The sequence below is a fragment of the Photobacterium sp. GB-210 genome (genome assembly GCF_003026075.1).
Lineage (GTDB): Bacteria > Pseudomonadota > Gammaproteobacteria > Enterobacterales > Vibrionaceae > Photobacterium.
In genome coordinates this window covers 146,512-161,281 of sequence record NZ_PYNU01000003.1, presented here as the reverse complement: position 1 = coordinate 161,281, position 14,770 = coordinate 146,512, and the positions used below count along the sequence as shown (strand labels likewise).

The window sequence follows — 14,770 nt, the reverse complement described above, 5'->3', positions numbered from 1 at the left end:
GAGCGAGGCTTTACCTATAATGATGAATACACGCGGTTAACCACCAGTGAACATATTAGTGATCCAAGCGGCAGGTTTATTGCTTGAACACTGCGCTTTTAATTGCCCATTTTTATCCCAAACCGGCAAGGAGACACTTCCGTTACAGTTTGGTATTAATGTGCCATTGGCTTGCTTATCATACTTCATGGTGGTGATCTGCTTAGGCCATGGCAGCGTTAATGGCGCTGGCTTACGACGGGTTAAGTAATCAGCATAAATTCTTAATGCACCGCTAGAGCCCGTTAAACGCACTGGCGTATTGTCATCACGTCCAACCCATACTACCGCCACTTCATGCCCATCAGCACCTGCAAACCAGCTATCACGGTTTTTATCCGTGGTCCCCGTTTTACCTGCCAATTTCGCGGCACTAAATTTACTCTGTAAGTAACGTGCGGTACCTTGACTCACGACTCGCTTCATATCATAGGTTGTTAGCCATGCTGCCTGCTCTGGCACCACTTGAGAGGCTTTAGGGTAGTTTTGATAAAGAATCCTACCTTTCTGATCAACAACCGCGCGCAATGCCGTTAAATCTGCTCTGCGACCACCACTTGTGATGGTCTGGAACATTTGTGCCACCTCATAAGGTGATAAGGTAAATGAACCTAGCAGAATTGATGGCAGTTTAGGAATTTCATCGCGATCGACACCAAGTTTGCTCATAGTATTAATCACACTTCCCAGTCCAACTTTTAAACCCAGATTAACGGTAGGCACATTCAATGAGTTCGCTAACGCATAATAAAGTGGTACTTGCCCTCTAAACTTACGATCGTAATTTCGTGGACGCCATGTAGTACCTTTGCTACCACGTAATACAATCGACTTATCATCCAAGCTGGTTGCTAGATTGAACTTATTAGGCTCGCTCAATGCCGTTAAATACACCGCAGGCTTGGCTAATGAACCTATTTGACGGCTCGCATCTAACGCACGGTTAAAGCCTGCATAACCTGGGCGACTACCACCGACAATAGCACGTACTTCTCCGCTTAGGCGATCAACAACCACCATTGCTGTTTCTACTTTAAGCCCTGCTTTTTTATTCAGCTTTGGCACCATTGCGGCAACACTTTGCTCTGCTGATTGCTGTGATAATGGGTCTAAGGTACTAAAGATACGTAGCCCTTTACCTGACTTGTAAATATCACCGACATCACGCTCTAATTCACGTTGTAGCTGCTGGAAATAAGCAGGCTGTCGACTCGCGATCTTCGGTGTCTTTTGTACCCCTAATGGGCTTGAAGCCGCAGCTTCATATTCAGCTCCAGTAAGGGTGTTATTTTTCAGCAATAAGCTAAGGACTAAATCACGACGCTCTAGCGTACGCTCTGGATGTCGCCAAGGGTTAAACTGAGAAGGCCCTTTCACCATGCCCACCAGCATGGCTAACTGTGCTGATGTGAGCTCTTCTAATGGACGACCAAAATACAATCTAGCAGCCAATGGGAAACCATGAACTTCTTTACCGCCATTTTGACCAAGATAGATCTCGTTAAGGTAAGCTTCTAATATCCGATCTTTGCTATAGCGATAATCAATAATAACTGCAATATAGGCCTCACGAACTTTACGCCATAGGCTACGTTCACGACTTAGAAATAAGTTCTTCGCGAGCTGCTGAGTTAAGGTACTGCCTCCTTGTACCGTTCGACCTGCACGTAAGTTCACGAACATGGCACGAATGATCGCCAATGGTGATACACCATCATGCTGATAGAAATCTCTATCTTCTGTTGCGAGCAATGCATCAATTAAGAGTGGTGGAAACTCATCGCGCTTCATAAAAATACGCTGCTCATTGCCTGAAAGGCCCAACATGCCTAACATTTTAGGTTCAATGTTGAAATAGCCTAACGAACGCTTGGTGATGAGATCTTTAATACTTGTTAACGTAGTGCCCGAAAACGTCAGTAACACATGCTGTTTTTTCTCAGCTCCTTCAGGAAAATCAAACGGACGTCGGATCAATTCAATGCGAGTTGATGAAGCAGAGTATTCCCCAATACGGGTTGGAGTGTGCACTTTGTGGTATTTCAATAAATCCAATTCACGGCGCACATCCATAATACTGATATGTTGATCTGGGCGAAGTGTTAATACTCGACCATAAACAACAGACGGTAAATCCCAAATTTGACCATCCATTTTATTACGTACAATCGTATCAAGGTAAATCCCTATCACCAGCATTGCGGCAACAACCACTAAGCCGATTTTAAAGCTCAGCCAACCCAGTTTACGTAACCAGGGACGATCTGTTTTAACCGATTTTTTTGTTTTTTTCTTGGCTGTTCTTTTAGCCGGCGCCTTTTTAGTTGCACTCGCAGCAGGAGTACGTTTAGTGGGCTTTTTTGCTGTAGGTTTTACTGGGGTTTTCTTTCGTGGTGTCGTCGGCTTTTTTCCACCACTGTCTTTGGGCGGTGCAACATGCTTTCTTGACTGAAAATGAAGAGGCAACTTAATCATAATGCATCAACTAAGGTCATTCCTATCTTAAAATAGGAGCAACAACCATTGCTCCTAAAAACGTGATTATGGCTAATAATGAACACTATACCTGATTATATATACAGGTCTATTGCTAGATATACTTTTTGGTTTTACGTGTAGGTACATGATTAGCAGGATCGTCCGGCCATGGGTGTTTAGGGTATCGACCTTTCATTTCCTTTTGTACTTCCTTATAAGAGCCCTGCCAAAAAGCAGCTAAGTCTTGGGTAATTTGCAGTGGCCTTTGTGCGGGAGACAATAATTCCAATACCAATGCCACTTTGCCATTAGCAATACAAGGCGACACTTTTTCACCAAACATTTCTTGTAACTTCACCGCAAGCACGGGTTGCTGTTGCTCATGATATCGGATCTTTATCGTCGTCCCTGTTGGTACTTGATAATGCGTAGGCAGTAGCAAATCGACTTGTTGCTTTTTATCCCAACCTAAATACGCTTCTAATGCGCTAACTACATCTAACTTAGCGACACCTTTCATGGTTTTGATCCCATTCATATAAGGCAGTAACCAACGATCAGCCGCTTCAAGTAAATCTGTTTCATCTAATGCAGGAAGCTCAAGTTCAGGTAACCAGCGAGCAGCACAACGTGCACGTGTCAGCAATGAAGAGGCTTTATCTGTCCACGTTAATACCGATAACCCTTTGCGTTTTATTGCATTAACCAACGCTTCACTGGTAAGCGCGGGATCAGGATCGGCAGCAATATCTCGACTAACGATGAGTTTGCCACAATAGATCCGATGCTCAGCACTTAAGCGCCCTTTTTTATCATCCCAATCCAGCCAGTCTTTCTTGGTAAATAACTGAGGGTGCATCAGTTGTAATTGGGCTAAATCAGCAGACACAGCAGAAAATACTCGACTGTCACCTTGCCGTGTTTTCACCACATCCGCCACCACCAAGGTATGTTCAGATGCTAAATTTTGATCAACATCGAGTATCACACCTTGGCCGTTTGCCAACTGATAACGTCCATCATAGTTACGTGTCATCGCAATACGATCAGGAAAACCTGCTGCTAACAATGCACCTAACCATAGGTTATTCACTATTAATGACGTGCTCTTAGGTTTGTCATCAAGGTGTTGATAAAGTTTTTGTCGGGTTTGTTTCGCCCGCTGGCAATAATGCCCCGATTTGACAAGCTTTTGACTTTCCAATAAATGTAATTGAAAACCGAGATCCGGATTGTCCATCCCTCGCGGCGGATCTTCTAATAACGCCACAAGCATGGCTGCTGTCGACAATATTGTCTCATCCTGTTGCGCTCGGTAGCGTTCAAGGGCAAAGGCTAGAATCGCGGCATGACGAGGGTCGGCACCTAAACCTTGGATCAGTTTTCCTCGCTCAGTTTGTTGACCTCGCGTATCTATGGCGCCGAGTTGTACCAATAATTCACGAGATTGTTGCAATGCGATTGCGGGAGGAATATCAAGCCATTGTAATTCAGCGGGATCGTGACAACCCCACTGCACTAATTCCATTGCCAATGAGGTTAAATCGCTACGTAAAATTTCAGGCTGCGGGGTTGCTGGTTGACGCTTTAGTTGCTCTTCACTGTACATTCGCAGACAAATACCCGCCGATAAACGTCCAGCTCGTCCTGCTCGTTGCTCTGCAGATGATTGTGCAATACGTACTTGCTGTAAGCGGCTAATACCTGATTTTGGATCCCACTGTGCGATACGCTCTAACCCGCTATCAACCACTAATCGAATACCTTCAATGGTTAAACTGGTTTCAGCAATATTCGTCGCCAACACCACTTTACGTTGCCCATTGATTGGCGTACTGATCGCTTGTTGCTGCTGTTCAATACTCAATTGACCATAGAGCGGACAAATCATAGTTTTATTATCGATACGATCCTGTAACGCTTGCTCTAACCGTTTAATTTCGCCGACACCCGGTAAAAATACCAGCATAGATCCTGATTCAGTGTTGAGTAATTGGCATATTGCTTGTGCCATTTTTTCAATAAGATCTCTCGGCTCAGTTTGCCCAGCGTAGCGATATTCAACAGGGAAGCAGCGTCCTTGTGATTCGATATAACTTGCCTCAGGCAATAGCGCTATCAATGCTTGCTGAGATAAGGTTGCTGACATCACCAAAATCTTTAAATCATCGCGAAGCGCTTGCTGTACTTCGAGTGCTAACGCTAATGCGGTATCGGCGTGAATAGAACGCTCATGAAATTCATCGAAGATCAGTAAATCAATGCCAGTCAGCTCAGGATCCTGTTGCAGCATCCGTGTCATCACCCCCTCGGTGACAATCTCAAGCTTGGTCTTTGCACTGACTTTGGTTTCACCTCGTACACGTAAGCCGACCGTTTCCCCAACTTTCTCACCTAACTGACGAGCTAAATATCCCGCAATATTTCTTGCAGCTAATCGTCTTGGCTCTAACATGACAATACGTCCGGTAAACATATTTTGTTGTAATAATGAAAGCGGTAGAAATGTCGACTTACCTGCCCCCGGTGGCGCTTTTAAAATCAGTTGAGATGAAGATGTCAGTGCTGATAATAAATTGGGTAATACGTCTACTATTGGGAGTTGTGACAAGCTAAGTACCTTATGTCATGATCGAATTTATCGGCTAATGCCATGCCTTTAATTGCCATTGTAGCGAAAAGGTAACCTACAACGAAAAACAATAATCAGCCACTGAGAGAACTATGAAATTTGCGCAACCTTTACAAGCGGCCAAACTGATCAAACGTTATAAGCGTTTTTTAGCCGATATTGAACTTGATAATAATGACATTCGCACTATCCATTGCGCTAATACAGGTGCCATGACCGGTTGTGCCGAGCCTGGCAGTACCGTTTGGTATTCCACCTCTGATAATCCAAAACGTAAATACCCCAATAGTTGGGAGCTCACTCAAACACTGAGTAATGATTGGATTTGTGTCAACACAGCTCAAGCCAATCGATTAGTGGAAGAAGCCATTAAAAATGACGTAATTGATGAACTAACAGGTTACACATCACTGCGAGCTGAAGTTAAATATGGCACTGAAAATAGTCGCATTGATTTATTACTTGAGTCAGAAAGTCGACCACCCTGCTATATTGAAGTAAAAAGCGTCACCTTATTAGGGAAAGATAGACAAGGTTATTTTCCTGATGCCGTAACCACTCGAGGCCAAAAACACCTTAGAGAGTTAATGGAGATGGTCGATCAAGGCAACAGAGCGGTGCTTTTATTTGCAGTATTACATTCGGGAATTGATAACGTATCAGTAGCTGATCATATTGATCCAATATACGCTCAGCTATTAACGCAAGCAGTGAAGGCTGGTGTTGAGGTTCTTTGCTACAAAGCAGAGCTCAATAAAGAGCAAATCAAGCTGACTAATTGTATAGAATTTCGTCATTCAAACTGAAAAATGATGGTTTCTTCACATTGGTATAGAATTGAAGAAAGACATTAATTGCCACAGCCAACCCTTTCTGCTATAGATACCGCCCAAAATTAACCAGTGACGGTTATTAGGTACATTAGGAGATGCTATATGCCAGAGAGCAACGTTAAAAAATCACTAGGCATCCTGGCTATTGCTGGGGTTGAACCTTACCAGGAAAAAGCTGGTGAAGAGTATATGGGTGAAGCTCAACGCGATCACTTCCATAAGATTCTTTCAGCATGGCGTAATCAGCTTCGTGAAGAAGTTGATCGTACAGTAAACCATATGCAAGACGAGGCCGCTAACTTCCCAGATCCTGTCGATCGTGCAGCTCAGGAAGAAGAATTCAGCCTTGAATTACGTAACCGTGACCGTGAACGTAAACTGATCAAAAAAATCGAAAAAACGCTAAAGCGCATTGAAGAAGATGATTTCGGCTTCTGTGACTCTTGTGGTATCGAGATCGGTATTCGTCGTTTAGAAGCTCGTCCAACAGCAGAACTTTGCATTGATTGTAAGACACTTGCAGAAATCAAAGAAAAGCAAATGGCAGGCTAATTACGTCACCTGCGTTAATGCCTAATTTTAGAGGGAGCGAAAGCTCCCTCTTTCGTTTACACTAACGTGCGATTTAATTTGTGTGGCGCTATTATTAGCGCGACTTATCCATGTTGAACATTGCTTGCGCTCTAATCACGCTCAATTGAGCTTAAGATTAGCTCGCACCAAACTGAATAAGGTTCTGTATTAAGAGTCTTATTCAGTTTGGAGGGTTGCCTTGCAGCAGTATCCCCTAGCTCTGGTCAACATATTTTAACGCCGAGCCTAGTCACCTAATCAGGTCTAGGCTGCTTTATTGTTCATAATTTATGACACAGACGACACAATATATAGGACGCTTTGCGCCATCACCATCAGGGCCACTTCATTTCGGATCATTGATAGCCGCACTCGGTAGCTACTTGCAAGCCAAGTCACACCAAGGGCGCTGGATTGTCAGAATGGAAGATCTCGACCCACCACGAGAAATGCCAGGTGCTGCAGATGATATTCTTCGTACTCTTGAAGCTTATGGCTTTACGTGGGACGGTGGAATTATGTATCAAAGCCAACGTCATGATGCATACCAAAGTCAAATCGACCAATGGTTAGCCCAAGGCGATGCTTATTATTGTCAATGTAGTCGTAAAGCAATCAAAGAAGCTGGCGGTTTTTACCCAGGTACCTGTCGTAACCTCAATCAACAGCCTAAAGACAGTGCTGTTCGTTTAAAAGTGGACAAACCTATCACTCTTTTCGATGATCAATTACATGGTCAAATCGCCCTACCAACGACTGTTGCGGGAGAGGATTTTATCATTCGACGTCGAGACGGGTTATTTGCTTATAATCTTGCGGTTGTGCTTGATGATATCGAACAAGGGATCACTGAAGTTGTTCGTGGTGCTGATTTAATTGAACCTACGGGACGTCAAATCGGCTTATACCAACAACTTGGTCATGCCCCTGTAAGCTATTTACACTTACCGCTCGCTGTAACGGAAAATGGCAATAAATTGTCAAAACAAAACCATGCGCCAGCGATTGATAAAAACAATCCTCGCCCGGCTTTAGTTGCAGCGCTACAATTTTTAGGCCTTGCGCCGCCAGCAGAACTTGCTGAACTAACTGTAGAAGAAATTTTATTGTGGGGCGTTGAACATTGGCAGCTCGATAAGCTACCAAAAACCACCGCTATCACACTAGCATTCTAAAATAGTCTGCCGTGATATATTATATACGGCTGTTTGTTGAACCAGATGCACATAATGGGGTGTATTATCTTTAATCGAGTAGCCAGCTTTTGCCGTAAAGTATTGAATCGCGACAGTAGTACTCGCGTTCCAGAGGAACAAACTTTGCAAGTTTACCAACGCCAAGAGCACAGCATTTCACGTAAAGATATCAGCGAAAATGCGCTGAAAGTACTATATCGTCTAAACAAAGCCGGTTACGACGCTTACTTAGTAGGTGGCGGCGTACGTGATTTACTACTAGACAAACAACCTAAAGACTTCGATATTGCAACCAATGCAACACCAGAAGACATTAAAAAGCTATTTCGTAACTGTCGCTTAATTGGTCGTCGTTTTCGTCTTGCCCATATCCTATTTGGTCGTGACATTATTGAAGTGGCAACATTCCGCGGACACCATTCCGACGCGCCAGTACAAACGACGACACCAAAAGATAGCAAACAAAAACCGCAAATCTCGTCGCGTAGCCAAGAAGGTATGTTACTTCGTGACAACGTCTACGGCACGATCGAAGAAGATGCAGAGCGTCGTGATTTCACCATCAACGCACTGTATTACAGTGTGAAAGATTTTACGGTGACCGATTACGCCAACGGTGTTCACGATCTTAACAATCGTATTGTTCGCTTAATGGGTGATCCTGAAACCCGTTACCGTGAAGATCCTGTACGTATGCTACGCGCAGTACGTTTCGCGGTGAAACTAGACATGGAAATAGATCCTGCAACGGCAGCACCGATCAAAGATCTTGCGCCACTCATGCTAGATATTCCATCGGCACGTTTGTTCGAAGAAAGCCTCAAACTGCTGCAATCAGGGCAAGGTTTAGAAACCTACCGTATGCTACGCGAATACAACCTGTTCCAACAACTTTTCCCTATTTTGGCCGAGCACTTTACTGAAGATAACAGCAGCCAAACAGAGAAGATGATTGAGCACATCTTGGCATCTACCGATAAGCGTATTGCAGAAGATAAACGCGTAAACCCTGCCTTTATCTATGCGGCAATGCTGTGGTATCCAATGATGATCCGAGCAGAAGAAGTGTCTTTTGCTAGTGGTTTATCGTTCTACGACGCCTTTATGGTGGCTAGTAACGATATTCTTGATGATCAAGTTCGTACGATTGCGATCCCACGCCGCCATACCACGACAGTTCGCGATATTTGGCAACAGCAATTACGTTTTGCTCGTCGCAGTGGCAAGCGTGCGTTTAAAACCATGGAACATCCTAAATTCCGTGCCGCTTACGACTTCTTAGAAATGCGTGCCCTATTTGAAGGTCATGATGTTAAAGAGTTAGCGCAATGGTGGAGTGAATTCCAAAACGTGGATCGCAACCAACGCGGTAAAATGGTGCTAAACCTGAATGAAAGTGGCAGTCGTCGCCCACGTCGTCGCCGTCCGCAGCAACGCCGTAAAAAGCCACAGCCGAAATCATCATGATCCGAGCTTATATCGCAATAGGCAGTAACTTGGGCGATCCTATCGCCCAAGCTAATAGCGCCATTGATGCGTTACACGCACATCCCGATATGACGGTCATTGCTGTCTCATCCCTATATAGCAGTACACCGATGGGACCGCAGAACCAACCCGATTATATCAATGCCGTGGTAGCAATCGATACCGATTTAGCGCCGCTCGCATTACTTGATCAAACCCAAGCCATTGAACTTGAACATGGTCGAGTACGTAAAAATGAACGTTGGGGGCCAAGAACCTTGGATCTCGACATTCTGTTATACGGTGATCTCATGCACCACTGTGAACGTTTAACCGTTCCACATTACGGTATGAAAGTACGAGAATTTGTACTCTACCCGTTAGCTGAGATAAGCCCTAAGTTAACCCTACCTGACAACACCCCTTTATCCACTCTATTGGATCAGGTAGACCTAAATGGCTTAGCTATCTGGCAAAAATAAAAATCTATCAGGGCGAGGAAAAGCTATGAAGAAAATTACTATCAACGATCTCATGAAATGGAAGCAAGAAGGTCGTAAGTTCGCATCAGTCACTGCATACGATGCAAGTTTTGCTCAATTATTTGAGCAGCAGGAAATGCCAGTATTACTGGTTGGTGATTCTCTTGGCATGGTTTTACAAGGCCGTGAAGATACGCTTCCTGTTACTGTAGAAGAAATCGCTTACCACACGCGTAGTGTTCGTGCGGGTAGCCCCAATGCATTACTGATGGCTGATATGCCATTTATGAGTTATGCAACGCCAGAACAAGCTTGTGAAAATGCAGCAAAGCTAATGCGTGCTGGCGCTAATATGGTCAAACTAGAAGGCGGTGCATGGTTAGCAGATACCATTTCTATGCTAGCTGAACGTGCCGTCCCTGTTTGTGCTCACCTCGGTTTAACACCACAATCAGTCAATATTTTTGGTGGATACAAAGTACAAGGCCGTGATCTCGACAAAGCCGATGAAATGGTTAAAGACGCTATCCTATTAAAAAATGCAGGCGCACAGATCATTGTTCTTGAATGTGTACCAGCTAGCCTTGCTGAGCGCATTACCAAAGCAGTAGAGATCCCTGTGATTGGTATTGGTGCAGGTAACAGTACCGATGGTCAAATTCTAGTTATGCACGATATGTTCGGTATTTCTGCCAATTATATGCCGAAGTTCTCGAAAAACTTCCTCGCAGAAACTGGCGACATGCGTGCGGCTGTCACTAAATATATTAAAGATGTTGAGACAGGTGAATTTCCAGGCTCTCAACATACCTTTGAATAAGGAATAAAAGATGCAAACATTCGCCGAGATTGCCCCACTAAGAGAGCAAATTCGTACCTGGCGCCGTGAGGGTCGCCGTATCGCTTTTGTTCCAACAATGGGTAATTTGCATGAAGGCCACTTAACGCTAATGCGTAAAGCACGTAAACATGCCGATGTTGTTGTTGCTAGTATCTTTGTTAATCCAATGCAGTTTGATAAGGCAGAAGATCTACAAACGTACCCACGTACGTTAGAGCAAGATATTGCAAAACTAAGTCAACAAAATATGGTTGATGTGGTATTCACACCAACGCCAGAGGTTATGTACCCTGCCGGCTTAGACAATCAAACATTTGTTGAAGTGCCAGTCCTATCTAGCATCTTAGAAGGCGAATTACGTCCTGGTCATTTTCGTGGTGTAGCAACCATAGTTAATAAACTTTTTAATATTGTTCAGCCAGATGTAGCCTGCTTTGGTGAAAAAGACTTCCAACAATTGGCGCTTATTCGTCAAATGGTTATCGACCTTGAGCTTGATATCAAAATTGTTGGTGTACCTACAGTACGTGAAATGGACGGTTTAGCCATGAGCTCGCGCAATGGCAAACTAACCGTTGATGAACGTCAACGAGCGCCAGTACTTGCCCGTACTATGCGTTGGGTCAGTAGCCAAATGCGTGGTGGTCGCACTGACTATGACGAGCTTGTAATCGATGCCAATGATCAATTACGTGCGGCAGGTTTACAGCCTGATAAATGTTTCATTCGTGATGCAGTCACCTTACTGCCTGTCACCGAAGGAACTCAGCAAGCAGTGATCTTGATGTCATCTCAATTAGGTAAAGTCCGCCTGATTGATAACCAAGTTGTTGACTTGGGACCGACTCAAACATCAGATGAAGATGTCGCTGAATAAACGTTAGTAATAACGATTAATAAAAAAATACCGCTCATTAAGCGGTATTTTTTTATCTCAAATATCACGTTATGAACGTAATCCAATACCGCGTGATATTAGATAGTATGCCACGCTATACAACGCAATAACAAAAACACTCAATACAGCAAACGATGTACCAATTCCCACATCAGAGACGCCAAGAAAGCCGTAACGGAAGGCATTCACCATATAAACGATTGGGTTGATCTTCGATACACCTTGCCAAAATTCAGGCAGTAGATTGATCGAGTAAAACACCCCACCAAGATAGGTCAACGGCGTTAGCACGAACGTTGGAATAATACTGATATCATCAAACGTGCGGGCAAATACCGCATTAATTAAACCACCTAATGAGAACACGATCGATGTCATTACCACGGTGGCTACAATCACACCAATATGTGCAATGTGAAGCTTTACAAACAACAATGATACAATCGTAACTAATGTCCCTACAGCTAAACCACGTAGGACACCACCACCGACATAACCGGCAATAATGATGTAGTTAGGAACTGGCGCAACCAATAACTCTTCAATGTTGTGCTGAAATTTAGCACTAAAAAAAGAAGACGCTACATTAGAATAAGAATTAGTGATCACTGACATCATGATCAAACCTGGAACGATATAGGCCATATAACTAAACCCTTCCATATCACCTATTCGGCTACCAATTAAGTTACCAAAAATAATGAAATACAAGGTCATGGTAATGGCAGGAGGGACTAACGTTTGCACCCAAATACGTGTAAATCGATGGATTTCTTTGGCAATTAAGCTTTTAAAAGCGATCCAATATTGTTTCTTCACGCCTCAACCCCTTTATTATTCTGTGCTTGGTGTACCAAAGTGACAAACAATTCCTCTAAACGGTTACTCTTATTGCGCATCGATTTAACCTCAATCCCTTGCTCTGTTAATTGACTAAATACAGGGTTTAAACTTTCGCCTTTTTTCAGTTCAATTTCCAACGTCGCACTATCAACCAATAGAATATTAAAACCAATCAAGTTTGGTGGCGTCTGTTGCGGGTTGATATCTAAAATAAACGTTTCTAATTCAAGCTTTCCCAATAAGTGTTTCATTGAGGTATGCTCAATCAATTCACCATGATTAATAATACCGATATTACGACACAGCATTTCGGCTTCTTCCAAGTAGTGAGTGGTAAGAATAATCGTCACCCCTTCTTGGTTTATTTTACGTAAAAACGTCCACATAGATCGGCGTAATTCAATATCGACACCCGCGGTTGGCTCATCTAAAATCAGCAACTTAGGTTCATGCATTAATGCACGAGCGATCATTAATCGACGCTTCATCCCACCGGATAAATTACGCGCACGCTCACTGCGCTTACCCCATAAATCAAGCTGTGATAAATATTTCTTAGCACGCTCTTTAGCAAGCGATCGCTCTACACCGTAATAACCTGCTTGGTTAATCACGATTTGCTCAACCGTTTCAAAAGGATTGAAATTAAATTCTTGTGGCACTAACCCTAGCTGGTTTTTCGCATCGACTTTTTCAGAGTCTAAATCATAACCAAAGATTTTTACCGAGCCCGAGGTCTTATTCACCAGTGAGCTAATGATGCCAATAGTGGTCGATTTTCCCGCACCATTAGGCCCTAATAACGCAAAAAAATCCCCTTCATCAACGGTTAAGCTCATATTCTTTAAAGCTTCCACACCGCCTTTGTAAGTTTTTCTTACATTTTTTATTTCTAAAGCGTTCATAAATTGCAATCTTTCTGTTACAAAATTAAAAGGAATTATTAATTATCTATCACTAATCCGATTTGCTATTAGCGAAGCTTGTGTATAGTAAGGAACATATCAATATAAGGTATCATCATGGCAGATATTAAGCAGCTCTTCGCAAACAACCTATCTTGGTCAGAGAACATTAAAAATGAAGATCCTGACTACTTTACCGAACTGGCAAAAGGACAACATCCACAATACCTTTGGATCGGTTGTTCAGACAGTCGTGTTCCCGCAGAACGTTTAACGGGACTTGTCTCTGGTGAATTATTCGTCCACCGAAATGTAGCCAACCAAGTGATCCACACCGATCTTAACTGTTTATCCGTGGTTCAGTATGCTGTTGATGTACTGAAGGTAAAACATATTATTATCTGTGGTCACTATGGCTGTGGTGGCGTTACCGCAGCCATTGAAAACCCACAGCTAGGTTTAATCAATAACTGGCTACTGCATATTCGCGACCTTTACTTAAAGCACCGTACTGATTTAGGTGCCCTTCCTCGCCAAGAGTGGGATGATAAATTATCTGAAATTAACGTAGCCTCGCAAGTCTATAACTTGGGTAACTCAACCATTTTGCAGCAAGCATGGGAACGCGGACAAGAAGTGAAGATCCATGGTTGGATCTATAGTACAAGCAATGGCGTACTTAAAGATCTTGGTGTTACCTCAACCAGTCGTGAAACGCTTGAAGTCGGCTACCAATCGGCAATGTCTTCACTGCTGCCACCGTTAGAACAGTCTATCAATGATCATATTACTGAAAAAACTAACTAAGCTTTAGAATCGATCATGATAAAAAAAGCGACCATCAGGTCGCTTTTTTTTATTCCGGAACCACTTTACCGATGAAAGGTAAATGACGGTATTTTTGTGCGTAGTCGATACCGACACCCACAACGAATTCATCAGGAATAACAAAACCGTGCCAATCAACTTTCACGTCCACTTCACGACGCTCTGGCTTATCAAGTAAGGTACAGATACGAATCGAGTTAGGTTCACGCAGCGATAAAATCTCGTACACTTTATGTAATGTATTACCGGTATCGATAATATCTTCTACCAGCAGTACATCTTTGCCTTTGATGTCATCATCAAGATCTTTCAAAATCCGCACATCACGACTACTTTCCATCGTATTACCGTAGCTTGATGCAGTCATAAAATCGACTTCATGAGGCAAGTCAATCGCACGTGCAAGATCTGCCATGAACACAAAAGAACCACGCAATAAACCTACCATCACTAGATCTTTTGAATCTTTGTAACACTCAGTAATTTGCTTGCCTAGCTCTTTAACACGTTCTTGAACTTCCTGCTCAGAAATCATTACTTCAATTGTATGTTTCATTTTCTTCTCCACTTGTGCGACTGCACTAGCCATCACAGGCTACTTATTTCAAAGGAATCGCATTGTACCACTCCTCAGAAATAATGGTTATTTAATCAATAGTGTCAATAATCCGAAACACTTTAGATTAGTTATATTTGCCGAACAGTTGTTTATTATGTAACCTAGCTTTATTAAAGCAGATGCATAAACAGTTTTT

At 43.1% G+C, this 14,770-nt stretch carries 13 protein-coding genes; 8 read left to right on the top strand and 5 right to left on the bottom strand.

The genetic code is table 11. The features are described 5' to 3' along the window. Positions 1-36: 36 nt before the first annotated feature. Positions 37-2,514: a penicillin-binding protein 1B gene (gene mrcB, locus C9J38_RS07750; RefSeq protein ID WP_107206588.1), complete on the bottom strand. Its 2,478-nt coding sequence runs from the start codon at positions 2,512-2,514 to the stop codon at positions 37-39. Between the two features lie 115 nt (positions 2,515-2,629). Continuing rightward, positions 2,630-5,128, bottom strand: a complete 2,499-nt coding sequence (hrpB, locus tag C9J38_RS07745) for an ATP-dependent helicase HrpB (protein ID WP_107206587.1) — start codon at positions 5,126-5,128, stop codon at positions 2,630-2,632. Positions 5,129-5,241: 113 nt separating this feature from the next. On the opposite strand from hrpB, the gene sfsA reads away from it, so the two are divergent. The 7 genes from sfsA (at position 5,242) to panC (ending at position 11,418) form a co-directional block, all read left to right on the top strand. Then, a complete protein-coding gene (gene sfsA, locus C9J38_RS07740) occupies positions 5,242-5,955 on the top strand; it encodes a DNA/RNA nuclease SfsA (protein WP_107206586.1) in 714 nt (237 codons plus the stop codon). 129 nt (positions 5,956-6,084) lie between these two features. Continuing rightward, entirely contained in the window at positions 6,085-6,534 is a 450-nt protein-coding gene (dksA, locus tag C9J38_RS07735) for an RNA polymerase-binding protein DksA (protein ID WP_006647288.1), read from the top strand. Positions 6,535-6,845: 311 nt separating this feature from the next. Next, a complete protein-coding gene (gluQRS, locus tag C9J38_RS07730) occupies positions 6,846-7,730 on the top strand; it encodes a tRNA glutamyl-Q(34) synthetase GluQRS (RefSeq protein ID WP_107206585.1) in 885 nt (294 codons plus the stop codon). Between the two features lie 54 nt (positions 7,731-7,784). Further along, the gene (gene pcnB / locus C9J38_RS07725) at positions 7,785-9,218 is read left to right on the top strand and encodes a polynucleotide adenylyltransferase PcnB (protein WP_255418453.1); all 1,434 of its coding nucleotides are present in this window, start codon (positions 7,785-7,787) and stop codon (positions 9,216-9,218) included. Then, positions 9,215-9,700: a 2-amino-4-hydroxy-6-hydroxymethyldihydropteridine diphosphokinase gene (gene folK, locus C9J38_RS07720; RefSeq protein WP_107206583.1), complete on the top strand. Its 486-nt coding sequence runs from the start codon at positions 9,215-9,217 to the stop codon at positions 9,698-9,700. Before pcnB ends, folK begins: the two co-directional genes overlap by 4 nt. A 25-nt stretch (positions 9,701-9,725) precedes the next feature. After that, complete coding sequence (panB, locus tag C9J38_RS07715) at positions 9,726-10,520, top strand: 3-methyl-2-oxobutanoate hydroxymethyltransferase (protein ID WP_107206582.1); 795 nt, start codon at positions 9,726-9,728, stop codon at positions 10,518-10,520. 10 nt (positions 10,521-10,530) lie between these two features. Further along, positions 10,531-11,418 carry a pantoate--beta-alanine ligase gene (gene panC / locus C9J38_RS07710; RefSeq protein WP_107206581.1) on the top strand — a complete coding sequence of 296 codons (888 nt, stop codon included), beginning with the start codon at positions 10,531-10,533 and terminating at the stop codon, positions 11,416-11,418. A gap of 69 nt (positions 11,419-11,487) precedes the next feature. Here panC and C9J38_RS07705 read toward each other — a convergent pair whose 3' ends face one another. Both C9J38_RS07705 and C9J38_RS07700 read right to left on the bottom strand, forming a co-directional pair. Beyond that, the gene (locus C9J38_RS07705; RefSeq protein ID WP_107206580.1) at positions 11,488-12,258 is read right to left on the bottom strand and encodes an ABC transporter permease; all 771 of its coding nucleotides are present in this window, start codon (positions 12,256-12,258) and stop codon (positions 11,488-11,490) included. Then, complete coding sequence (locus tag C9J38_RS07700; RefSeq protein ID WP_107206579.1) at positions 12,255-13,187, bottom strand: ABC transporter ATP-binding protein; 933 nt, start codon at positions 13,185-13,187, stop codon at positions 12,255-12,257. The genes C9J38_RS07705 and C9J38_RS07700 overlap by 4 nt, the downstream gene beginning before the upstream one ends. A 117-nt stretch (positions 13,188-13,304) precedes the next feature. Here C9J38_RS07700 and can point away from each other — a divergent pair, with 117 nt between their 5' ends. Next, positions 13,305-13,994, top strand: a complete 690-nt coding sequence (gene can / locus C9J38_RS07695; protein WP_105060977.1) for a carbonate dehydratase — start codon at positions 13,305-13,307, stop codon at positions 13,992-13,994. Positions 13,995-14,043: 49 nt separating this feature from the next. Here can and hpt read toward each other — a convergent pair whose 3' ends face one another. Continuing rightward, positions 14,044-14,571, bottom strand: coding sequence for a hypoxanthine phosphoribosyltransferase (hpt, locus tag C9J38_RS07690; protein WP_107206578.1), 528 nt, complete (start codon positions 14,569-14,571; stop codon positions 14,044-14,046). Positions 14,572-14,770: the final 199 nt, after the last annotated feature.

Excerpts from the sequence above, each read along its gene's own strand:
- mrcB (WP_107206588.1), bottom strand. The coding sequence starts at position 2,514 with ATGATTAAGTTGCCTCTTCATTTTCAGTCAAGAAAGCATGTTGCACCG.
- sfsA (WP_107206586.1), top strand. The coding sequence starts at position 5,242 with ATGAAATTTGCGCAACCTTTACAAGCGGCCAAACTGATCAAACGTTAT.
- dksA (WP_006647288.1), top strand. The coding sequence starts at position 6,085 with ATGCCAGAGAGCAACGTTAAAAAATCACTAGGCATCCTGGCTATTGCT.
- gluQRS (WP_107206585.1), top strand. The coding sequence starts at position 6,846 with ATGACACAGACGACACAATATATAGGACGCTTTGCGCCATCACCATCA.
- pcnB (WP_255418453.1), top strand. The coding sequence starts at position 7,785 with ATGGGGTGTATTATCTTTAATCGAGTAGCCAGCTTTTGCCGTAAAGTA.
- folK (WP_107206583.1), top strand. The coding sequence starts at position 9,215 with ATGATCCGAGCTTATATCGCAATAGGCAGTAACTTGGGCGATCCTATC.
- panB (WP_107206582.1), top strand. The coding sequence starts at position 9,726 with ATGAAGAAAATTACTATCAACGATCTCATGAAATGGAAGCAAGAAGGT.
- panC (WP_107206581.1), top strand. The coding sequence starts at position 10,531 with ATGCAAACATTCGCCGAGATTGCCCCACTAAGAGAGCAAATTCGTACC.
- C9J38_RS07700 (WP_107206579.1), bottom strand. The coding sequence starts at position 13,187 with ATGAACGCTTTAGAAATAAAAAATGTAAGAAAAACTTACAAAGGCGGT.
- can (WP_105060977.1), top strand. The coding sequence starts at position 13,305 with ATGGCAGATATTAAGCAGCTCTTCGCAAACAACCTATCTTGGTCAGAG.
- hpt (WP_107206578.1), bottom strand. The coding sequence starts at position 14,571 with ATGAAACATACAATTGAAGTAATGATTTCTGAGCAGGAAGTTCAAGAA.